The organism is Mesorhizobium sp. 113-1-2 (assembly GCF_016756475.1).
Classification (GTDB): Bacteria; Pseudomonadota; Alphaproteobacteria; order Rhizobiales; family Rhizobiaceae; genus Mesorhizobium; species Mesorhizobium loti_C.
In genome coordinates this window covers 5,859,774-5,881,886 of the sequence record NZ_AP023242.1, presented here as the reverse complement: position 1 = coordinate 5,881,886, position 22,113 = coordinate 5,859,774, and the positions used below count along the sequence as shown (strand labels likewise).

At 60.0% G+C, this 22,113-nt stretch carries 18 protein-coding genes; 15 read left to right on the top strand and 3 right to left on the bottom strand.

What is annotated here, in order from left to right:
* The first annotated feature begins 44 nt into the window (after positions 1-44).
* From JN279_RS28700 to JN279_RS28635, 14 genes are all read left to right on the top strand, one after another.
* Positions 45-1,079, top strand: a complete 1,035-nt coding sequence (locus tag JN279_RS28700) for an NAD-dependent epimerase (RefSeq protein ID WP_202350840.1) — start codon at positions 45-47, stop codon at positions 1,077-1,079.
* A gap of 83 nt (positions 1,080-1,162) precedes the next feature.
* A complete protein-coding gene (gene rfbA, locus JN279_RS28695; protein ID WP_096456060.1) occupies positions 1,163-2,044 on the top strand; it encodes a glucose-1-phosphate thymidylyltransferase RfbA in 882 nt (293 codons plus the stop codon).
* A gap of 3 nt (positions 2,045-2,047) precedes the next feature.
* Positions 2,048-2,599 (top strand): dTDP-4-dehydrorhamnose 3,5-epimerase, encoded by a 552-nt coding sequence (gene rfbC / locus JN279_RS28690; RefSeq protein ID WP_096456062.1) that lies wholly within the window; start codon positions 2,048-2,050, stop codon positions 2,597-2,599.
* A 13-nt stretch (positions 2,600-2,612) separates the two neighbouring features.
* On the top strand, positions 2,613-3,683 hold the full coding sequence (gene rfbB, locus JN279_RS28685) for a dTDP-glucose 4,6-dehydratase (RefSeq protein WP_096456064.1): 1,071 nt from the start codon (positions 2,613-2,615) through the stop codon (positions 3,681-3,683).
* Positions 3,680-4,567, top strand: a complete 888-nt coding sequence (gene rfbD / locus JN279_RS28680) for a dTDP-4-dehydrorhamnose reductase (protein ID WP_096456066.1) — start codon at positions 3,680-3,682, stop codon at positions 4,565-4,567. The genes rfbB and rfbD overlap by 4 nt, the downstream gene beginning before the upstream one ends.
* 438 nt (positions 4,568-5,005) lie before the next feature.
* Positions 5,006-6,433 carry a phosphomannomutase gene (locus tag JN279_RS28675; RefSeq protein WP_096456068.1) on the top strand — a complete coding sequence of 476 codons (1,428 nt, stop codon included), beginning with the start codon at positions 5,006-5,008 and terminating at the stop codon, positions 6,431-6,433.
* Between the two features lie 3 nt (positions 6,434-6,436).
* A complete protein-coding gene (locus JN279_RS28670; RefSeq protein WP_202350839.1) occupies positions 6,437-7,852 on the top strand; it encodes a mannose-1-phosphate guanylyltransferase/mannose-6-phosphate isomerase in 1,416 nt (471 codons plus the stop codon).
* Between the two features lie 110 nt (positions 7,853-7,962).
* A complete protein-coding gene (gene gmd, locus JN279_RS28665) occupies positions 7,963-8,952 on the top strand; it encodes a GDP-mannose 4,6-dehydratase (RefSeq protein WP_096456070.1) in 990 nt (329 codons plus the stop codon).
* 21 nt (positions 8,953-8,973) lie between these two features.
* On the top strand, positions 8,974-9,930 hold the full coding sequence (locus tag JN279_RS28660) for an NAD-dependent epimerase/dehydratase family protein (protein WP_096456072.1): 957 nt from the start codon (positions 8,974-8,976) through the stop codon (positions 9,928-9,930).
* A gap of 68 nt (positions 9,931-9,998) precedes the next feature.
* Positions 9,999-11,243: a class I SAM-dependent methyltransferase gene (locus JN279_RS28655; RefSeq protein WP_096456074.1), complete on the top strand. Its 1,245-nt coding sequence runs from the start codon at positions 9,999-10,001 to the stop codon at positions 11,241-11,243.
* Between the two features lie 123 nt (positions 11,244-11,366).
* On the top strand, positions 11,367-12,071 hold the full coding sequence (locus JN279_RS28650) for a hypothetical protein (protein WP_202350838.1): 705 nt from the start codon (positions 11,367-11,369) through the stop codon (positions 12,069-12,071).
* Between the two features lie 63 nt (positions 12,072-12,134).
* On the top strand, positions 12,135-12,944 hold the full coding sequence (locus JN279_RS28645) for an ABC transporter permease (RefSeq protein WP_202350837.1): 810 nt from the start codon (positions 12,135-12,137) through the stop codon (positions 12,942-12,944).
* An 8-nt stretch (positions 12,945-12,952) separates the two neighbouring features.
* Positions 12,953-13,693, top strand: coding sequence for an ABC transporter ATP-binding protein (locus JN279_RS28640; RefSeq protein ID WP_096456080.1), 741 nt, complete (start codon positions 12,953-12,955; stop codon positions 13,691-13,693).
* Positions 13,694-13,932: 239 nt separating this feature from the next.
* On the top strand, positions 13,933-14,718 hold the full coding sequence (locus JN279_RS28635; RefSeq protein WP_202350836.1) for a hypothetical protein: 786 nt from the start codon (positions 13,933-13,935) through the stop codon (positions 14,716-14,718).
* A gap of 35 nt (positions 14,719-14,753) precedes the next feature.
* Here JN279_RS28635 and JN279_RS28630 read toward each other — a convergent pair whose 3' ends face one another.
* On the bottom strand, positions 14,754-16,352 hold the full coding sequence (locus JN279_RS28630; RefSeq protein ID WP_096456083.1) for a glycosyltransferase: 1,599 nt from the start codon (positions 16,350-16,352) through the stop codon (positions 14,754-14,756).
* Positions 16,353-16,886: 534 nt separating this feature from the next.
* On the opposite strand from JN279_RS28630, the gene JN279_RS28625 reads away from it, so the two are divergent.
* On the top strand, positions 16,887-18,521 hold the full coding sequence (locus JN279_RS28625; RefSeq protein WP_096456085.1) for an FkbM family methyltransferase: 1,635 nt from the start codon (positions 16,887-16,889) through the stop codon (positions 18,519-18,521).
* Here the strand turns inward: JN279_RS28625 and JN279_RS28620 are convergent.
* The gene (locus JN279_RS28620) at positions 18,518-19,654 is read right to left on the bottom strand and encodes a glycosyltransferase (protein WP_202350834.1); all 1,137 of its coding nucleotides are present in this window, start codon (positions 19,652-19,654) and stop codon (positions 18,518-18,520) included. The genes JN279_RS28625 and JN279_RS28620 overlap by 4 nt on opposite strands.
* A 38-nt stretch (positions 19,655-19,692) precedes the next feature.
* Complete coding sequence (locus JN279_RS28615; protein WP_096456089.1) at positions 19,693-22,005, bottom strand: glycosyltransferase; 2,313 nt, start codon at positions 22,003-22,005, stop codon at positions 19,693-19,695.
* Positions 22,006-22,113: the final 108 nt, after the last annotated feature.

The following is a 22,113-nucleotide window of genomic DNA, read 5'->3' as shown; positions in this document are numbered from 1 at the left end:
TACCGTAGACGTCAGGGGTCCATTCCCGAAAGCGGACGCTTCCGATGAAGGTTCTGGTCACCGGCGCCGCCGGCTTCATAGGCTATCATGTCGCCAGGCGGCTTCTGCAGCGTGGCGACCAGGTTGTCGGCATCGACAGCGTCAACGATTACTATGATCCGGCGCTCAAGCAGGCGCGGCTGCGGCTGCTTGCCGAGACAAGCCGAAGCACCAATTCCGGCTATCATTTCATCCACGGCAATCTTGCCGACAGGGGCATCGTGGACGGCTGCTTTGCCGACCACGCCTTCGACCGCGTGATCCACCTCGCCGCCCAGGCCGGGGTGCGCTACAGCTTGGAGAACCCGCGCGCCTATGTCGAAAGCAACATCATCGCTTTCACCAACATGCTGGAGGCTTGCCGCAATGGCGGCATTGCGCACCTGACCTATGCCAGCACCTCGAGCGTCTACGGCGCCAACACCGACATGCCGTTTTCCGAGCATCGTCCGGCCGATCATCCACTGCAGTTCTACGCCGCGACCAAGCGCGCCAACGAGCTGATGGCACACAGCTACAGCCATTTGTTCGGGCTGCCGACCACGGGGCTGCGTTTCTTCACGGTGTACGGCCCCTGGGGGCGTCCCGACATGGCGCTGTTCCTGTTCACCAGGAGCATCCTGGCCGGCGAGCCGATCAAGCTGTTCAACAACGGCAACCACACGCGCGACTTCACCTATATCGATGACATCGCCGAAGGCGTGATCCGAGCCAGCGACAGTCCTGCCGCCGGCAACCCTGCCTGGGATTCCGGCCATCCGGACCCGGCAACGAGCATCGCGCCTTGGCGCATCTTCAACATCGGCAACAACAATCCGGTGAAGCTGACCGCCTATGTCGAGGCGCTGGAAGACGCGCTCGGCCGCAAGGCCATCATCGAGCTCTTGCCGCTACAGGCCGGCGACGTGCCGGACACCTTCGCCGACACCTCGGCTCTGCAAGACGCCGTCGGCTATCGCCCCGGCACGTCCGTGTCCGAAGGGGTAGGGCGGTTCGTCGAGTGGTACCAGGCGTATTTTGGTAACGACTCTAGGATATAAGCCGGGGCTGGCAGCAGCTTTTTCCAGGTGTAGTATGGCTACCACTGCTGCCGAGGGGATTTGGGCATGTCAGGGAGAGCTTCTTGAAAGGAATTATCCTTGCGGGAGGTAGTGGAACACGCCTTTATCCGCTGACGCTAGCAGTCTCCAAGCAAATTCTCCCGGTATACGACAAGCCGATGATCTACTATCCGCTGAGCGTACTGATGCTCGCGGAAATTCGCGAGATCCTGGTTATTTCGACGCCGCGAGATCTGCCCGTTTTCCGTGAATTGCTCGGCGACGGATCGGATTTTGGGCTGGATATCTCCTATGCGGAGCAGCCGCACCCCAATGGGCTTGCCGAAGCTTTCATCATCGGCCGCGACTTTATCGCCAAGGACAGTGTGTCGATGATCCTGGGCGACAACATCTATTTTGGCGACGGGCTGTCGCAGCTTTGCCGCACCGCCGCTGCGCGCGACACCGGCGCTTCGGTGTTCGCTTACCGCGTCGATGATCCTGAACGGTATGGTGTCGTATCCTTCGACAAGGCCACCGGAACCGCGCTCACCATCGAGGAAAAGCCGCAAAAGCCGAGATCCAACTGGGCCGTCACAGGGCTGTATTTCTACGACAACACCGTCGTCGACATCGCTTCGTCCATTCAACCTTCCGCCCGCGGCGAGCTCGAGATCACGGCGGTCAACAACGCCTATCTTGATCGCGGCCTGCTGCATGTGCACCGGCTGGGGCGCGGCTATGCCTGGCTCGACACAGGGACCCATGACAGTCTGAACGACGCGTCTTCCTTCGTGCGCACGATCGAACATCGGCAAGGCATCAAGGTCGCTTGTCCTGAGGAGATCGCCTTCGAGCAGGGCTGGCTGACGGCAGAGCAAGTGCTGCAACGCGCAACCCGGTTGGGAAAAAACGAATATGCCGCCTATCTGCGCCGGCGCGTTGCCGATCTGTCGGAGGGCTGAACCTTGGAGATCAGGTCCCTCGGCCTCGAAGGCGTACTGGAAATTGTTCCAAAGCGGCATGGCGACGCACGTGGTTTCTTCATGGAAACCTATAGTGCCGAGCGCTTCGCGCAGGCTGGGATAAAATTGCATTTCGTCCAGGACAACCATTCCTATTCCGCGGCGGCAGGCGTCTTGCGCGGGCTCCATTATCAGCTTGCGCCCCGCACCCAGGACAAGTTGCTGCGTGTGATCCGCGGTCGAATCCTGGACGTTTGTGTCGACATTCGCCACGGTTCGAAAAGCTTTGGGAAATGGATGGCTCACGAGATCTCGGCCGAAAAGGGCAACCAGATTCTGGTGCCAAGGGGCTTCGCACATGGCTTTGTGACGCTCGTGCCCGACACCGAGGTGCTCTACAAGGTCACCGACACCTATTCGCCCGAGCATGAACGCTCGATCCGTTTCGACGATCCCGCCATCGGTATCGAATGGCCTTCGCTGGCTGGCGGGTTTCAGCTTTCGGACAAGGACCTCAAGGCGCCGTTACTTGCCGACGCCGAAGTGTTTGCCTGATGAGGATAGCGGCATGAATTTCCTGGTGACAGGCGGGGCTGGCTTCATCGGTTCGGCGGTGTGCCGGCATCTGTGCGCCAATCCGGCCTACCGGGTGACCAATCTCGACAAGCTCACCTATGCCGGCAACCTGGCCTCGCTGCGCCAGATCGAGAACGCGCATAATTATCGCTTCGCCCATGCCGATATCTGCGACGAGCGGGCGGTGCTGGACATACTGCGCCGTGACGATATCGACATCGTCATGAACCTCGCCGCCGAGAGCCATGTCGACCGTTCGATCGACGGGCCCGGTGCCTTCATCGAGACCAACATCGTCGGCACCTACCGCATCCTCAATGCGGCGCTCGAATATTGGCGTGGCCTTGCCGACGACCGGAAAAGCCGCTTCCGCTTCCATCATGTCTCCACCGACGAGGTGTTCGGCGATCTGCCTTTCGATGGCGGCATGTTCGTCGAGGAGACGCCTTACGCACCGTCCTCGCCCTATTCCGCCTCGAAGGCAGCCTCGGACCATCTGGTGCGGGCGTGGCACGAGACCTACGGCCTGCCGGTCGTGCTCTCCAACTGTTCGAACAATTACGGCCCCTATCATTTCCCCGAAAAACTGATCCCGCTCGTTATCCTCAACGCGCTCGACGAAAAACCGCTGCCGGTCTACGGCGCCGGCGCCAATGTGCGCGATTGGCTGTTCGTCGAGGATCACGCGCGGGCCCTGGAACTGGTGGCCACCAAGGGGACGCCGGGCGAGAGCTACAATGTCGGCGGCAATTCGGAACGGACGAACCTCACCGTCGTCGAGACGATCTGCGACCTGCTCGACATCAGGCGTCCCCGCAGCGGCGGCAAGCGCTATCGCGAGCTGATCTCCTTCGTCACCGACCGTCCCGGCCACGACCGCCGCTATGCCATCGATGCCTCCAAGATCGGCCGCGAACTCGGCTGGGCACCCAGGGAGAATTTCGACAGCGGCCTGGCCAGAACCGTGGACTGGTTCCTCGACAACAAATGGTGGTGGGGGCCGATCCGCGAGCAGCGCTACGCCGGTGAGAGGCTGGGTGAAGCGCGCAAGGGTGGCGCGTGAGGCTCGTCGTCACCGGACGCGACGGCCAGGTCGCGGCAAGCCTGCTGGAGGCCGGCCAGGCGCACGCCGGTGTGGAGGTCGTCGCCATCGGCCGTCCGGAGCTCGATCTGGCAAGACCCGAGACCATCGTCGACGCCATCGCGCTTGCCAAGCCGGATATCGTCGTGTCGGCCGCCGCTTACACGGCGGTGGATCTGGCAGAAGACGAGCCCGACCTGGCCTTTGCGGTCAACGCGACCGGCGCCGGCAAAGTGGCTGAAGCGGCAGCGCGGCTCGGTGTTCCGATCATCCATCTTTCGACCGATTACGTCTTCGACGGCAGCGCTTCTCGTCCCTATCTCGAGACCGACGCGACGGCACCGCTCGGCGTTTACGGCGCCTCCAAGCTCGCCGGTGAACAGGCGGTGGCCGCCGCCGGCCCGCGCCACCTGATCCTCCGTACCGCCTGGGTCTACAGCCCGTTCGGCAAGAATTTCGCCAAAACCATGCTGCGGCTGGCTGCCGACCGCGACGAGATTTCGGTGGTGGCCGATCAGTGGGGAAACCCCACCTCGGCGCTCGATATCGCCGACGCCATCCTGCATGCGGCGGCGATGCTGCATGGCGACAAGAGCGTCAGCGCGTTCGGTACCTATCATCTGGCTGGCACGGGCGAGACCAACTGGAGCGGCTTTGCCCGTCACATCCTGGATACAAGCCAGGCGTCTGGTGGATCCTGGGCTGATGTGCGCGATATCGCCACCAAGGACTATCCGACCAAGGCGCGGCGCCCCGCCAATTCGCGGCTGTCGAGCGCGAAATTCGCCGCCGTATTCGGATGGAGCGCGCCGGAATGGCGAGAATCCACCGAGCGGGTCGTGCGCCGCATCCTGGATCGTCCGTGAACAGCTCGCAGTTTTCAATCGACGCTTGATTTGCCCACTCGCCAGGCTTGGTCCGTAGCCCTCAGGGTCGCTGTAGCCTGAATCCCCTGCAGCGTGTTGAAATCGAACTCGGTCCCGTGTCCGACATTGACAAGCCATTGCGCGAAACCTAAGCACGGGCAACTTGGGTGTCAGGTGGGGGCTTGGCAATTCACGGAGAGCTTCTTGAAAGGAATGCTCCTTGCTCGAGGCAATGAGAACCGGCTGTACCCAGTAATATTAGCGGTCTCTAAGCAAAAACTGCCGGTATATGAAGATCAGGTCGCTGGCTTTGATCTATAGTAGCGCGAGGTCCGATGGTGTCGCTCTCCAGCCTTCATGCTGTCGTAGGCTTCGACAGGTGAGGGGCCTTGTCGCAATTCGCGCCGGGGCGGCATTCCTGGAAAAAGGTAGCTATCCGTGACTCTAAAGTTCGGCACCAGCGGGCTGCGCGGTCTCGTCAGCGAGCTCAGGGGACCTCCGGCGCGCACCTATACAATTGCGTTCGCACGCATGCTTTTGGGGCGTGGTGCCTTGAGCGAGGGCGACAAGATCCTCGTTGGACGTGACCTTCGCTCGTCGAGTCCCGAGATTGCGGGGATTGTCCATGCTGCGATCGCCGAAGCCGGTTTGGTGCCGGTCGATTGCGGCACCTTGCCCACGCCGGCACTCGCACTTTATGCCACCGGCAAAAGTGCCCCGGCGATCATGGTGACCGGCAGCCACATTCCCGACGACAGGAATGGGCTCAAATTCTACCGGGCGGACGGCGAGATCGACAAGCGCGATGAGCTTGAGATTGTAGCAATCCACGCAGGCTTGCAGGCCGCCAATCGACCAGAGCCGTCAGTTGAACCCATCCAGCTGGGCTCCGAACCGTCCGCAGGCTACAGGGCTCATTTTCTTGGCTTCTTCCAGCCGGATAGCCTGTCTGGTCTCCGCGTCGGCGTCTACCAGCATTCGTCCGTGGCAAGGGACATTATTGTCGATATGCTTTGTGCGTTGGGGGCGGAGGCGGTTCCCCTGGGCAGGTCCGCCCATTTCATTCCGGTGGATACCGAAGCGCTCAGGCAAGAGGATCTATCGCTTCTCAAAGGCTGGGCGGCGACGGAGCCGTTCGATGCCATCGTGTCCGCTGACGGCGATGGCGACCGGCCGCTTGTGGCGGATGCACATGGCAGTTTCGTGCGCGGCGACCTGATCGGCGCGATCACGGCGCGTTTTCTGGATGCCGACTGCATCGTCACGCCGGTCAGTTCCAATTCTGCCCTGGAGCGCTGCGGGCATTTCGCGACGGTGCTGCGCACACGCATAGGCTCGCCCTATGTCATCGAAGGCATCGGCACGGCCCTCGCTCAAGGGGCGAAATGCGTCGTGGGCTTCGAAGCCAATGGCGGCGTTCTTCTGGGTTCATCCGTCGAGAAGGATGGCCGCACGCTCGCAGCCTTGCTGACCCGGGATTCGCTGCTGCCAATTCTCTGTGCGCTGTCAACGATTGCGGCGACAGGTCGCCCGCTCGCCGAGATCGCGGCCGGTTTCGGATTCCTCGCCGCGACGAGCGGCCGGCTTGAAGGCGTCTCGGCGGAAGACAGCGCGTCTTTCCTCAAAAGACTGGCGACGGATGCCGTCTATACCGGAACTCTTTTCGAGGTTCTCGGGGGCGTCGCTTATATTGACAATCGCGACGGCGTGCGTATCACCGCCCGCAACGGAGAGGTTGTTCACTTCCGTGCGTCCGGCAACGCGCCCGAATTGCGATGCTACATCGAGGCAAAGACAGAATCCCGCGCAGACGAATTGCTCGGTTGGGGTCTTGACCTCGGCCGAACTCAAATCCTGGAAAGCTGAAGTTTGACCAATATCGTTCCTGTCATCATAAGTGGCGGTGTCGGTTCCCGCCTCTGGCCTATTTCTCGTGCGTTGCACCCAAAACCCTTTATTCCCTTGCCGGGAGGGGGAACCCTCATTCGCAGGACCTACGCCCGCGCGGCCGGACTTGCAGGCGTCGATCAAATTGTGACGGTCACCAACCGCGATCTGCTGTTCCTGACGGCGGACGAGTATGCGGAGGTGGCGGCGCCAAGTGTAAAGAACACGTTCCTGCTGGAGCCTTTCGGTCGTGACACGGCGGCCGCGGTCGCGCTCGCCGCGTTGCAGGTCGCGCGCGACAATCCAGACGCGGTTCTGGTTGTGCTGCCTGCCGATCACCTGATCCTGGACGAAGCCGGCTTTGGCGCGGCCGTGGCGAAGGCGGCGGCGATCGCGGCCACGGGACGGATCGTGACGTTTGGCATGAAGGCCGAAAGCCCTGAAACCGGGTTTGGCTATATCGAGGCCGAGGGAGATACGGTCCTTCGGTTCGTGGAAAAGCCGAATGCGGAACGAGCGGCCCAATTTATCGCCAGCGGTCGTTTCTTCTGGAATTCGGGCATGTTCTGTTTTGCGGCCCGCTCGATGATCGCCGCGATGCAGGAACTGTGTCCGGATGTGTTGTCCAATGCGCGCACGGCGCTCGATAAAGCCAGGACAAGCGATGCCGCGGACCGCACCACTGTTGAGATAGACAGGGATGGGTTCGCCGCCGTTCCTGCTGTTTCCATCGACTATGCGGTCATGGAGAAAGCGAAGAACGTAGGTTTCGTGCCCTGCAGTTTCGATTGGTCCGATATCGGCTCATGGAACGTTCTTTCGAAGCTTGTTCCAGCCGACGACAGCGGCAACCGCACGACCGGGGAGACAATGCTCCATGGCGTGACGAACTGTTACGTGCACAGCGAAGACCGGCTTGTGGGGCTTGTCGGCGTCTCGGATCTGTTGATCGTCGACACGCCGGATGCGCTTCTTATCGCCCACAAGGATAAGGCGCAGGAGGTCAAGGATCTCTACAATCGCCTCAAGACGGAGGGGCATGAGGCGGCAACCGTGCACCGCACCGTGCATCGTCCATGGGGTACCTATACCGTCCTGGAGGAAGGTCCGCGCTTCAAGATCAAGCGCATCGAGGTAAAGCCGAACGCGCGGCTCAGCCTTCAGGCGCATCATCACCGCTCCGAGCACTGGGTGGTGGTGAGCGGGACTGCGAAGGTCGTCAACGGCCAGAGTGAAATCCTGCTGGCGACAAACCAGTCCACCTATATCCCCTGCGGCCACAAGCACCGCCTCGAAAATCCCGGCATTCTTCCGCTCGTCATGATCGAAGTGCAGAGCGGGGAATATCTTGGCGAAGACGATATCGTGCGGTTCGATGATGTCTATGGCCGCGCGTGATCCGAAGACAACCCATCGGGCACATCTGCGAATTGGGTACGTTTTGCGTTTTTGGGCAGACGGTTTGCATTTCCTGAAATAGCGATCAAGAAGGTAGGGACAGGTTCACCATGAATTCCAAAACAGCGTTTATCACCGGCGTGACCGGGCAGGATGGAGCCTATCTCTCGAAGTTCCTGCTTGAGAAGGGATACGAGGTCCACGGCCTTTTGCGGCGTAGCGCCTCGGCCGATGTGGTCGGTTCACGGCTGAAATGGCTTGGCATTGCCGACAAGATCGTGCTTCACGACGGCAATCTGACGGATCTCTCCGGCCTCATCCGGGTACTCCAGGACGTTCGCCCGGCCGAAGTCTACAATCTTGCCGCCCAGTCCTTCGTCAAATCGTCTTGGCAACAGCCGCTTTTGACTGGCAACGTGACGGGCATCGGCGCAGCCAACGTGCTGGAAGCGGTGCGGATAACGTGTCCCGAAACCCGTTTCTACCAGGCATCCTCTTCGGAAATGTTCGGGCTGATCCAGGAACCGATCCAGTCGGAAAAGACCCCGTTTTATCCGCGCTCTCCCTATGCTGCGGCCAAGCTCTATGCACATTGGATGACGGTCAACTATCGCGAGAGCTTTGGGCTGCACGCGTCGAGCGGCATTCTCTTCAATCATGAATCGCCCCTGCGCGGCATCGAATTCGTCACCCGCAAGATTACCGACGCTGTCGCCCGCATTAAGCTTGGACTGCAGGAAAAGCTGGCGCTCGGCAATTTGGACGCCAAGCGCGACTGGGGCCACGCACGCGACTATGTCGAAGCCATGTGGCTGATGGTGCAGCAAGACACAGCAAGCGACTATGTGGTCGCCACGGGCAAGACCGTGTCGGTTCGGGACTTCTGCAAGCTCGCCTTCGAACATGCCGGTCTCAATATGGAGGATCACGTTTCTATCGACGAGCGCTTCCTGCGGCCTGCGGAAGTCGAAGTTCTGCATGGCAATCCGACCAAGGCCAAAGAGAAGTTGGGCTGGGAGGCAAAGACGAGCCTCAAGGAACTCGTGATTGAGATGGTCGAAGCCGACCTTGAGCGTGTAAGACGTGACCGACACCTTTGAGGCGCGGTTAGCGAGGTCGGCATGCGGGTTTTGATCACGGGCGCGCGGGGCTTTGTCGGTCCCTATGTCCATGACGCGTTGCGCCGCATCTGCGGTCGCGACATGACGGTTGTTGCGACCTCCAAGGACGGAGGACCGCATCCCGTATTTGGTCAAATCGGAGCGCTCGACGTGACGGACAGGGCTGCTGTTCGTGAGGCTGTTGCTCGTCACAAGCCGACGCACCTTGTCCATCTGGCCGCCGTCGCCGCCCTTGGCGCCGCCCAGGCTGACCCTGAAAACACTTGGCGCATCCACGTCCAGGGCGCGCTCAACGTGGCCCATGCCATTCTCGACGAGGCGCCGGAATGTTGGTTGATCTATGTCGGGTCGGGTCTGGTTTATGGCGAGACCGCAAAAGCTGGCCGGCCGGTTGACGAAAATGCACTGCTTGCACCGATGGACGACTATGCCGTGACCAAGGCCGCGGCCGATCTCGCCTTGGGTGCGCTTTCCCGTCACGGCCTTAAATGCATTCGAATGCGCCCCTTCAATCACACCGGTCCAGGGCAAACCGAGGCATTTGCCGTACCTGCCTTCGCCATGCAGGTCGCGCGGATTGAAGCAGGCTTGGCGCCCCCGGTCATTCGCGTCGGCAATCTAGACGCGGAGCGGGATTTCCTGGACGCGCGGGACGTCGCCAGTGCTTATGCGCGTGTCGCCTTGAACAGCGACGGTCTCCAGCCAAACACCATCTTCAATGTCGCATCTGGCATCTCTTGGCGGATGGGGGATATTTTGGACCAGCTCTTGGCGCGAAGCAGTGTCAAGATCGTCACCGAACAAGATCCGCTGCGGCTGCGACCGAGTGATCTGCCCTCCCTTGTGGGGGATGCGACCCGCGCCCGAACGCGTCTTGGCTGGGTGCCGGAGCATCCCTTCGAGGAGGCCCTTGCCGCGGTTCTGAAGGATTGCCGCGCACGGGTGGCCCAAGCGTAGAGAACTGCAGTCGATGCACTTTGAATCAATACCCTTTCACCAACAAATTGGGAGAAGAGTCAGAATTCATGAACGAGGTAAGGTATCACGCCATCGAGACCTGCCGTGTCGGCAAGGACAAGGATCTCGTCACAGTGCTCAATCTCGGCGAGCAGGCGCTCACCGGAGTGTTTCCCAAATCGGCGTCCGAACCCGTGACCCGAGGGCCGCTCGAGCTGGTCTGGTCTGCCTCCAGCGGTCTTCTGCAGCTGAAACATTCCTATGAGCCGAGCGAAATGTACGGCGACAATTACGGCTATCGCTCGGGTCTCAACCAGTCGATGGTCGATCATTTGACGAACAAGGTTCGTTTCCTGGAGAGGCTTGCTTCGCCACGCGGCGGTGACGTCGTTCTCGACATCGGGAGCAACGATTGCACGACCCTCATGGCCTATTCGACGGCGGGTTTGACTCGAATCGGCATCGATCCGACGGGCCGGAAGTTTGCGCAGTATTATCCGGACGACGTGAAACTGGTGCCCGACTTTTTCTCTGCCGAAGCCTATCGGAGCATTTCACAAAAGCGGGCCAAGATCGTGACATCCATTGCGATGTTCTACGATCTTGAGGATCCCATCGCCTTCGCGCGTCAGGTGGCCGAGGTCCTTGCCGAAGACGGCATCTGGCATTTCGAGCAAAGCTACATGCCATCCATGCTTCGCCTCAACTCCTATGACACGATTTGCCATGAGCACATCGAGTATTATTCCCTCGGCGTTGTGGCCAAGATTTTGGAGGCGGCTGGTCTCAAGGTCGTCAACGTCGTCATGAACAACATCAACGGCGGCAGTTTCGCGGTCACGGCCACGCACAAGGGCAACACAAGCCTCAGACCCGATCAGCCGGTTATCGATTGGCTGCTGGAACAGGAAGACCGCATGGGCCTTGCCACGCCGCGGCCCTTTCGCGACTTCGAGGAGCGCGTGTTCCGGCACAAGGACGATCTGTCACGTCTTATCAGGACACTCGTGGCCGACGGCAAGAAAGTGCTGGGTTACGGCGCTTCGACCAAGGGCAATGTCGTCCTGCAATTCTGCAGCTTCACACAAGCCGAGATCCCGGCCATCGCCGAAGTCAATCCGGAAAAGTTTGGCCGCATGACCCCTGGGACGCACATACCGATCATTTCTGAAGCCGAGGCGCGCGCGATGGAGCCGGACTATTTTCTGGTCCTGCCTTGGCATTTCAAGGACGGTATCCTGCGTCGCGAACGCGAATACCTCGCTGATGGCGGGAGGTTTATTTTTCCGTTCCCCGAGATCGAGATAATATAGAGAGGGTTTTCAAGGATATCGCCGGTTTCGGGAAGGTGGAAATACGACAGAAGGCTGAAATCATTATTTCTTGTGGTTTCTAGGATCGGTCGACTTGGTTGGCCATCAAACTGCGTGACAAGGATGCTGATTTTCATTGCGGGAATGCCGCGTAGCGGATCCACCTACTCCTTCAACGTTGTCAGGCGGGCCCTGTCACGGAGAGGTAGTGTTGCTTCGGTCACTTCCGACAGACGCGCACAGTTTACGTCAAACGAGACTGCCCATGCGATCTACAAGGCGCATGATGCTGACGATGAGTTGCTCTCCTTGTTGCGGAGCGGCGCGGTAAAATCGATCTGTACCATTCGAAAACCCGAAAGCGCGGTTCTCTCGTGGCTAAACACGTTCGGAGGAGAACCTGCGCACGTGGTCGATACGGTGATGCTGCCGTGGATGCGCCTCTATGAACGCATAGCGGCGTACTCGCTCATCCTCAGTATGGACGAGATTGAGAATCGAAGGCTTCTCTCAACATGGAAAGTCGGCCGTTATGTTTGTCCGGACTACAGCCTGTTGGAATGGGCCAAGGATTGCCACAATTTGAGCAAACGCCGTGTTTCGCACCTCCTGAAGGAAATCGAGAGCAAGAAGCGCCAGGTCGTCGATGGCGGGTGGACTTACTATGACGAAGAGACTTTTTTCCACCGTCGACATATCTCAGACCGCAACCAGTTCAATACGAAGCCTGATGTTTTGGCGGATATCCGCAAGCGGTTAGCCCCCTGGTTAGACAAGAACGGCGATCTCATACGATTAGACCGTAACTTGATGTGCCCAGGGCAATAATGTATCGAACCTTTCGCACACAGCCGGGCCTGGGCAGAACACACGATCGGGACATCTCGACATATGCTGCCGACTAAGACAGGCGTCTTCGCAGAGGCGGTCGCCGACATAAGAGCCGCGCTGAAGAAACACCACCTTGCGACGACGTTCAGTTGGCAGGATGTGGCCCAGCGCTACCGGCGCTCGCGGGTCGGAGCGTTTTGGCTGACCATCAACATGGGCGTGCTGATCGGCGCGCTCGGCTTCGTCTTCGGCACGCTCTTTCGCACGCCGATGCAGGAGTTTCTCCCCTACATCTGCGTCAGCTTGATCTTCTGGGGGTACATTTCGTCGTCGATCAACGAGGGATGCATGGCCTTTATCGGGGCCGAGGGCATCATCCTTCAGGTGCGCATGCCGCTGTTCACCCATGTGTTGCGCGTGCTCTACCGCAACGCCATCATTCTGGGCCACAACATTCTCATCTACCCGCTCGTCCTGCTGGCCGTCGCGCGCATGCCATCCTGGCACATTATCCTGGCGCTGCCCGGCTTTGTCATTTTGTCGCTCAATCTGCTCTGGATCATGCTGATCCTGGGTGTGCTGTGCGCACGCTACCGCGACATGACGCAGGTGATGCAGAACCTCCTGCAGGTCATCATGTACCTGACCCCGGTGATGTGGATGACGCGAACGCTGCCCGAGGGCATTTCAAGGTTGTTGCTGGAACTCAATCCCTTCTACCATCTCCTCAGTGTCGTGCGCGACCCGCTGCTGGGCGAGCTCCCGTCCGCGACGAGCTGGATGGCCTGCATCGTGTTTGCGATCGTTGGCTGGACGGCCGCCCTGTTGCTGTTCGGCCGTTATCGTCATCGCATCCCCTATTGGTTATGATCCCTGCTATGGCTTCCATCATATTGGCCGGCGTCTCGGTCGAATTTCCGGTCTTCAACGCGGCAAGCCGCTCTCTCAAGAACAGGGTGCTGAGCGTGGCCACGGGCGGCGCGATCGACCGTCGGGTCGATGGCCATGTCATCGTGCGCGGACTGGAGGATGTGAGTTTTTCGGTGAACGAGGGGGACCGGATCGGCCTCGTCGGCCACAACGGTTCCGGCAAGACGACACTGCTGCGCGTGCTGTCGGGCATCTACAGGCCGACGAGCGGGTCGGCGGAAATCCACGGCGAATGCGTGTCGCTCATCAACATCTCGCTGGGCATCGACCCGGAAGCGACGGGCCGCGAGAACATCAGGCTGCGGGCGGCGATGATGGGCATGCGGCCAAACGAATTGCGCGAGCAATTCGATGGCATCGCCGAGTTCACCGGACTGGGCGATTTTCTTGACATGCCGTTCCGGACCTATTCGTCGGGCATGCAGCTACGCCTGGCGTTCTCGACCTCGACGGCGATCCGGCCGGAAATCCTGGTCATGGACGAATGGCTTTCGACCGGCGACGAGGACTTCAAGCACAAGGCCGACAAGCGGCTGCGCGAGATCGTGGAGACGACGAAGATCCTTGTCCTTGCCAGCCACTCGCGCGAGCTGCTGCAAAAGAATTGCAACCGCATCCTGTGGATGGAGCATGGCCGTGTGCGCATGGATGGCCCTACAAATGAGGTTCTGCCAGCCTATTTCGGTTGATAGTTTTTCGAATGGAGGTAGAACGATCTCCATTAGGGCAGACAATAACAATCAATAGTCATGAGGTCATTGGAACTCCTACGATTCTGATGAAATGTACGGAGAAATAATGAAAATCGAGGCAATGCCCGCACGTGATGCATCCGCCGTTACAGCCGCCTCGAGCCTAGCGCGGGAAACCTGCGTCAGTCCGCATCCAGGCCTTGCGATGATGCATCCCATAGCCTCGGGGCGCACTCGTGGTTAGCAACGAGCAGGGCTGGTGGCACGGCAGGAAAGCTGCATTGATCGTTGCCCATCCGGGGCATGAATTGCGGGTCCATCACTGGATGGAAACGAGCAAGCCGCTGGTCTTGGTGCTGACAGACGGCTCGGGTCATCTCCATGCCGGCCGGCTCGACCGCACGGCCGAAGTCCTGGCTGGCGCCGGCGCGCGTCCCGCTGCAACGTTCTTCGGCAGGATGGCGGACCGCGATCTCTATCGGGCCATTCTGGCCGGCGAAGCGGAGACATTCAGGGCGCTGGTTGACGAAATAGCCACGATTCTCGCCGGCGAGGCGATCGACTATGTCGCCGCCGACGCGGTCGAGGGGTTCAATCCGGGGCATGACCTTTGCCGGCTGCTCGTCAATGCGGCGCTGGCGCGGCTGCACGACCGAGGTGGTCGCGATCTGCCCAATCTCGAATTTCCGCTCGAGGCGGTGGCACTGAGGCGCCAAACCGCCACACAAGAGGGAATAGAGCTTCATCTCGACGCCGGGGCATTCGACCGCAAGCTCAGGGCCGTCGACAATTATCCGGAATTGACCGAGGAGGCCGACCGCCTGCGCGCGGCGTACGGCCTTACCAGTTTCAGTCTGGAACGCCTCACACCGGTCGACTACCATCTGGACATTTCAGAATGTTCCGAGCAGCCACCAGCCTATGAGCGTTGGGGCACGGAGCGTGTGAAAAGCGGCTACTACAAGACGGTGCTTCGCTTCAAGGAACACGTCGAGCCGCTGGCCAGGCAACTGGCGGCTTGAATCCCGGATGAGCATCTTGGCCGAAGGTCAGGACCTCATTCGCCAAGTTCGATCTGGCACAGCCCCAGTCCAAGCCGCCGCCGATCGTCCGACAAGCCTACCTGCAGTGGACTTGCCGGATTCTCGATCCGCAGGCCAACAGTGAGACTCCGGGCCAGCGCGGCTTCGGGCGGCAACGCCACCTCCCAGTCTTGCTGAAGGAAAAGCGGCGCACCAGGATCGATCGGTCCAAACACCCGTCGTTCGATCCATATTCCGTTGATGAAAAGCTCAGCGACCAGTTTCGGGTGGTTCTCATGAAGAAAGGGCACCAAACCCAGTCTCAGCGAGGCTGGCGCGGCTGCGGAGAAGATTTTGAATTCGACTGTCGCGAGGTCGCCGTCAGTCCAGACTCCCCAGTGTTCTGCCGCGGAGAATCCTGTCAGGCGCACGAACCTTTCGGGATTGTTGGCCTGGGCGCATGATACCACTTTGTTCGCCTCGACCGGTTCCAGCCCGACCTGCTCCGGCTCGGCCTGCACCAGTTTGGCCAGTTCCAACTCTGCCTGTTCCAACTCGGCCTGCGCGCGAGCCAGTTGCCCCAGCAGATCCTCACGCTCCGTCATCCACGGCCATATCGGTCCAGGCTTAGGCAGCCAGGTCTGCATATGACGCGCCAGTGAAAGGTTCAACGCGTCCTTGTCCGCAGGTGCGGCGCGGTGTTGGCTGATTGCTTCGCCATAGAGCGACAGGCAAGCGTTCAACCATTTTGACATGCTTGCCTCTTGGCGGGTTCTCTTCGAGATTTCCGCTGCGTCGACCACATCGTAGCGGTCGATCTCGGCTGCGATTGCCTCGGCCGACAGGCGCTGTTGCAGCACCCGCAATCCGAAGTTGCGCCGCCGCCAATGATCCCAAGTTTCGGAACGAGCCATTCCGGCAAGGCCGCGGCCGTCGCAAACGATGACAGCGCGACCGCATGCCATCGCTTCAAGGGCGCTTAGCGCCGACGCGAAGACGAGGTCGTATTGCGGCAGCAGGGTTTCGGGTTCGCTTACGATGCTGTCGATCGAGGCTCCTATCACGTCCAGCTCGATGCCGCGCTCCGCGCAGGCGGCGCGCACCGCTTGCAAATGCTGCGTGTTCTTGGCGAAAGCCAGGGCTCGGCGCGGGCGCTCCGGCAGCGGCGGCCCGGGCACGAAACGGTCGGTGTCGACGGCATTGAGCAGCGTGACGATACGGTCGGCCGGAATGCCAGCTTCAAACTGCAGCCGTTCGGCAACCGTGTCGTCGACGGCCACGTATCTGCAGACGTTGGCGAGCAGCGGTGGGGCGCTGTGCCAAGCGACGAAATCGTGGGCGAAGTAGAGTGCCGGGGCGTTCGGGAAGCGCGCCGCAGCGATCGCGGTAACCTGGGTGTGGTTGCCGTGGATGATGTCGATGTCTGCGGCGATGGTCGAGATGTCGTCGGTGACGGGTATGCCGCGTGCCTGGATCTCTTCCGCGATCGGCCCCAACCCGGGTGCATAGACGATCGGTCTGTGCCCGGCGCGCATGAGGGCGAAGGCGACCTCCCGGGTGACGATCTCGGTTCCCGAACGGCCCGTCAGATAGATGTTGGCAATCAGGACCGTCAGCGGCTGTTCGAAGGTCATGGATCGGGCAGGCTCCTTACGACGAACTGTCCGCTCAGCCAGTCCATGGCGCACGGCGCCAACTCTATAACTTATCAGCGCTACGACAGGAAATTGCTGCCCGACCGTGGCGCCGTGCAGATCGCGAAACCGCGCAAGGGAGAAATGTCCTGATCCATTGGCGGGGTTTTAGCCGATGTCCCGTTTTCAGCAAGCCGTTCGACAATTTTCAGACACGGCAGCATGCGACCAGCAAAACGCAGGCGGAGCCGACCGCACGGATCGTCAAAGGGGTAGCATCGACGATGCAATCCCAAGAGGTGAATTGAGATGAAAAATCTGGCCAGATTGATCCGACCAAGAGCCGTGTTGGAGCTATGCGGAGTCACTGCAGTCCATCGCAGCCGTGGCGTGCCGATGGGCGGTCCAAGGTGGCTGCCGACCTACCTCGGTTGAGAGTTTCCCACTAATGTCAAACAGCCTCAGCTAAGTTAGACAGCGAAGTTGCGGGACCAATGGAGCTTTTTCGATTCGAATGAGATCTAAGGAAAAACCATGGGCGCCAACGCAACGCCCCCACCGGCAGCGCCCGCTATGATCAGCTACGCCCAAAATTGTGAAGACGTTTTGCTCGAGCGCGTTTTCAAGGATGCCGCGACCGGTTTCTACATCGACATCGGCGCCTATCACCCGACCATAGGATCCGTCACCAAAACCTTCTACGATCGAGGCTGGTCCGGCATAAACGTCGAACCGGGAACGGTTTTCGACGAGCTGGCGCGGGAACGGCCGCGCGACATAAATGTAAGGGCCGTGGTCACGGATCAGGAGGGCGACGTTGATTTCTTCGAGAATCAATCCGATCCTGGCATGTCCAAAGTGGCCGACGGGCCGATCATGGCGGACGGTGAAGGGGAGATGCTTCGCGTCCGCGCTGTGACGCTGGACAGTCTCGTCGCCCAGCATGCCATCGGACAGGAGATCAACTTTCTCAAGATCGATGCGGAAGGATCGGAAGCTGCCATCATTCGAGCGACAGACTGGAGCTTGATTCGACCGCTGGTGCTGGTGATTGAAGCGACTGCCCCGTGGTCGAACGAACTCGTCAATCAGAATTGGGAGCCTGTCCTGCTCGCAAACGGGTTCTTGCGTGCGTATTTCGACGGCATCAATGTCTTTTATGTGAGGGCCGAGAGCAAAGAGCTGCTCCGCCACTTCCAAGTGCCGGTAAACGTTCTCGACGGCCATTTGACATTCGAACAATGGCATTCAGGCGTGGCGGTGAAGCAACTGACGGCCGAACGCAGTGAGATCATTGCGCAGCGAGATCAATTTTCCGCGGAATGCGAAGCTCAGCGCCAAAAGAGCGCGGACATTCAAGAACAATCGGCTGAGCTCACGGCGGCAGTTGAGCGGGCGGAGGCTGAAAGCCAGCGTCTGACAGTCCACGCAGCGGCTCTGTCCAAACGCCTGGCGCGGGAACAAAAGCAGGCGGAGGCCGAACGCAAGCGCCTGACGGCCCACGCGGCAGCCCTGTCCAAGCAGCTGGAGCAAGAACGCGAGCGGGCGGAGGAGGACGGCAGGCGCCTGGCGGCCCATATTGCCGCCCTGTCCAGACAGCTGGAGCAGGAACATCATTCGCTCGCTTCCGCGACGTCTCTTGCCGCGCGTTACGATCGTATCGTCCTTGAGCTTCGCGATGAGGGGGGCCCGCGCGCTCTGGGGAGCGTTCTGCCATTGGCGCGGCTTTTGCGCCGGTTTCATCATGCTGTCGGTCGTAATAACGCGACTGATATCACTCCTGCGGAGAGTTCCATGGGTTCACCTGCCAGCTATGAGCCGCCCTCCAGCCCTGCTCCAGGTCGCCTGCGCTCAACCGCGAAGAAGGGCGCTCTCGGTGTCTACAAGGTCCTTTTCAGGCCATTCGTGCGTCCGGTCATGTGGCGGGTCAGGACATTTCTGTTGCAGCCCGTCTACGAACGCCTCGATCGCTCACAAGAGGCCCTTCATCACGCGCGCTCGAATGAGATTCAGGCGTTGCGACAGGAGCTGGCTCAACTTGCGAGGAGCTTGGATAATCATGCACGCTCGGATGACATCCAGGCGTTGCGGCAGGAGCAGGCTCAACTGGTGAGGAGTCTGGAAGCGCTCGCCCTGACGATCGCGTCAAACCCGCCGCGAGGACGTTAGCCTGTGCCGTGCAGCCACGATGCGAGTGTCTGCACAAACCCGTCCCAAGTCGGTATTCGCAGTCTCGTCACCTCACCCCAAAGCCTTTCCGCGAACGGATCATCAAGCAGTTGACGCACCGCGCCCGCAATCGCCTCTGGGCTTATCTCGTCGAGGATGACACGGCCGCCTTGTGGCAGCACGTCGAGGCTTGGCAGGTTCGCGGATGCAATGACCGGGATGCCGCTTGCCAGGCTTTCATAGGGCGGGATGCCAAAGCCTTCCAGTGAACTGACGAACAGGGTTGCTCTGGTTTTCTGCAGAGTTTGCCTGATCGCATCATCGCTTGCGTGACCCAGATATCTGAACCGCGGTTCGGCCTTGAGGCGTTCCAGGATCGCAGGCTCGCGTGTCGATCGGCTTTCTATCCGACCAATGATGGTCAATTCGACGTCGACATCCTGCTGCCAAAGCAGCTCGAAGGCCTCGAGAATATCGGCAACGTTTTTCCTGGGCTCGATCGTCCCGACATATGTGAACATCCGCTTTTTGGCGTCGAACATTTGCCGGGATATCGCAACGCCATCGCCTCCGAGCGGGATCGCGGGACCTGCGCGGCCAGCCTTTCGGATCACGCGATGCACGTACTCGCGGCGGGTCTGTTCGCTGATAAACGCTGCGCGCGGTACTTCGCGAAGCGCACGCACATAATGCATCAGTCGCCCTGTCGTACGCGGCTCCCAGTCCTGCGGATGAAGATAGGGCAGGAAATCGTACACCAGCCAACTGACCGAGGCGGTGCCCTCATGGCACAAGGCCCGGTATGCCTCGGCGCGTTGCTGGTCGAAAAACACCTCGGGGTTGTGCAAGCCGGCTTTGAGGTCGGTGGTGGAAATCGGCGTACCCTTCTGGAGATGTGGCAGAAGTCGTTCTGTCTCATCCTCTACGGAGTGCTTGCCGTCGCCGGTGAGTATTTCCACCACCGCGTCCGGGAGCGCGCAGAAAGCCAATTTCTCCGCGTCGAACCGACACGGGACGAGCGGCCGAGGCCCGCTCCAGCGTCGCAAGATCTCGCGTTCCACCCGCTGGATTCCCGTGCGCAACGGATTGCTCGTCAACTCGGTCAGATCGGCAAAGATTGGGGCTGGTGGCAATGCTCTTCTCTTACGGTCCTCGGCGATTGGCGACAGTCTCAGAATCCAAGCCCCTCGCACAGCTGCTGCGCGTAGTTTTTGAAACTATGAACTTCGCAGTAATGTCGCCGCGCCTCGTCAAATTGAGACCGATTGGCGCTTTTCTGGCTGATCTTGGCCAGCGCTTCCGCGATGAGAACCGGGCTTGGATGATCCGGCACGGTAGAGACATAGGTCGGCCCCTCCATTGCCAGCGCCAGGTCCTCGTTTGCAACGGTGGGCAGCCCAACGGCGATACAGTCGAGCAGCGCGCCGGACAAGCCTCCGAAGCGATGGGTTCTCAACTGAACCGCTGCATCAGCCGCGAGCAAATAGTCTCGATATTGCGTCTCATGGATAAAGCTCGATGAAAACACTACATGATCTGTCAAGCCGAGTTGGGAGACCATATCCTTGAAAGGTCCATCATTTCCAGAAAGCTCGCCAACAAAATATAGTTTTACCGGAATGTTCCAGCTTTGCAGAACGTCAACAGCCCAAATGCACTCTTCGACCGCTTTCGTGGAGTGAACAAAACCAAGAGAGACGACTGCGAATTCTTTTGCGGCGATTCCGAGGCTCTGTCTGGCTGCCGATTTCAACTTTTCATCGGTCGGATCATTCTCCCATTGCCGATAGATCGAAAAAGGCAAGTAGGTCGCTGTCTTGGAAAAGCGTTCTTGAACGATCCGAGCCGTCACGCGCGAATGGACGAACATGGGCGAAGCCCATTCTGCGATTTCACCGAGAAATGTTGCTCGCAGCCTCGATTCGTCTTGCAGCCAGGAACCGATCTCCTCGTCGGTCACAGGTCGCCCGAGCTCACGCTCCGCAACCGCCCGGGCGCGCGACGACCCCAGGAGGGCTGCGTAGAAACCGAGCAGGCGATTGTCGTGCTCGATACAAGCCCCGCCATAGCGTTCAAGCATCTGGAACACCTCCAGATGAAAATGGGAGTTCCCCATCACCCCGACCACTCGATCAAAGCCAGAAGACAGGCAGGGAAGGGCGGTGATCAGCTGCGCCGACGCTGCTCCCTCAGGTGTGGCCACAGGCGCATGTTTTGAGAATACGTGGACATCGGCCAGTTTGCCGAGTTCCCTGATTGTTGCGGCGGAATAGTCCGCAACCCCGGACTGGTCCGGCGGCATCGGACTGAGGAACGCAATTTGTGGTCGTGCGCCTCTGAGGACGCCGGTGGGCTTCGGCTGACGACGCGTGACCAAATCGCCCACCGTCGACCAGAATTCACCGGCGATCTTGTCGGCCCGAAACCGCTGCCAGCGTGTTGACTGATCCTGGACGATCTCGGTGCGCCCCGCCTGATCGACGGCAATCGCTTCGAGCTTCTTTCTGAGTTCCTCCGCGTTGTCTGGAGAAAACATCAAATCGTCGCGCCCGATCAGTTCCTTGTGAGCGGGGATGGAAGACGCGATCACCGGCGATCCCGCCGCCATCGCCTCGACGACCGGAATCGAGAACCCCTCCATGTGCGTAGCAACGACCGTACAAAGCGCGCCGCGGTAGATCGAAACGAGCTCATCTTCGTCGACAAAACCAGGGAAGACAAGAAGCTCGGGCCTGCCGCCATTTCCCGTATGCAGATCGCGCAGGATTGCCTGCCAAACCGGCGGGTAGTTCCCCGTGACCACGAGCCGAATGCCGGCGTCTTGCATCACGGCGCTTCCGGCATGAGCGAGGATAGGGCACTCGACATTCTTTCGAGGCTCGGCTCCGCCGCAGGCAAGAACATAGCGCTCGGAAAATCTCTCCCGCCGCCCGGATGTGTCGGCGTGCTCGAACGCGCTGTCTATCGGTGCCCCGGTCTTGGTAATGCGCAACGGGTCTACGCCGAGAAGGCGCTGGAGCTCGCCTGATGTATGCTGCGAGATCGGGAAGAAATGATCGTAGCGGGAAAGCCAAATGAGCTGGGTGTGATAGTCGAGGCGATTGGAAGCCGTTGGCAGGTAACGTTCCGGCTTCATGAGCGGGATGAAGTCATAGACAATCGCGAGCTTGAGAATATCGGGGTCGTTCACGATGCGACCCAGGAAGAATGGATCATGGGTCATGGGGGACAGTTCGAAGAACACTGTCGAACATCCTTTGACACCCAGATAGGCGTTGCTGCGAACCCGATCGACGAGATGAAGGAAACGATCCTCGAGCGGCGGCAAGGCGGGATCGACCAGCCCGAGAGTCGACACCCCAACCCTTTCGCGAAGGTGGCCGACGGCCCTGACCAGATTCGCTGACAGCTTGCCGACGCCGCGATCCTTGTAGGAAGGGTCTTGCAGGCATCTCAAATCGAATACAATTTCGCAGTCGTCCATGCCGCAACCCAGCGCAATCGTAGCCCACTACCTACTCGCTGCAAACGGAAATTGACAAGCGAAAAGGGTCTGGGATATCGCGCGTATGGGGTGAGGCCGCACGGAAAT

Bases quoted from the DNA above. Each gene is read 5' to 3' on its own strand.
- JN279_RS28630 (WP_096456083.1), bottom strand. From the start codon at position 16,352: ATGACCTTCGAACAGCCGCTGACGGTCCTGATTGCCAACATCTATCTG.
- JN279_RS28625 (WP_096456085.1), top strand. From the start codon at position 16,887: ATGGGCGCCAACGCAACGCCCCCACCGGCAGCGCCCGCTATGATCAGC.
- JN279_RS28700 (WP_202350840.1), top strand. From the start codon at position 45: ATGAAGGTTCTGGTCACCGGCGCCGCCGGCTTCATAGGCTATCATGTC.
- JN279_RS28660 (WP_096456072.1), top strand. From the start codon at position 8,974: ATGCGGGTTTTGATCACGGGCGCGCGGGGCTTTGTCGGTCCCTATGTC.
- JN279_RS28640 (WP_096456080.1), top strand. From the start codon at position 12,953: ATGGCTTCCATCATATTGGCCGGCGTCTCGGTCGAATTTCCGGTCTTC.
- gmd (WP_096456070.1), top strand. From the start codon at position 7,963: ATGAATTCCAAAACAGCGTTTATCACCGGCGTGACCGGGCAGGATGGA.
- JN279_RS28615 (WP_096456089.1), bottom strand. From the start codon at position 22,005: ATGGACGACTGCGAAATTGTATTCGATTTGAGATGCCTGCAAGACCCT.
- rfbB (WP_096456064.1), top strand. From the start codon at position 2,613: ATGAATTTCCTGGTGACAGGCGGGGCTGGCTTCATCGGTTCGGCGGTG.
- JN279_RS28645 (WP_202350837.1), top strand. From the start codon at position 12,135: ATGCTGCCGACTAAGACAGGCGTCTTCGCAGAGGCGGTCGCCGACATA.
- JN279_RS28655 (WP_096456074.1), top strand. From the start codon at position 9,999: ATGAACGAGGTAAGGTATCACGCCATCGAGACCTGCCGTGTCGGCAAG.
- JN279_RS28650 (WP_202350838.1), top strand. From the start codon at position 11,367: ATGCTGATTTTCATTGCGGGAATGCCGCGTAGCGGATCCACCTACTCC.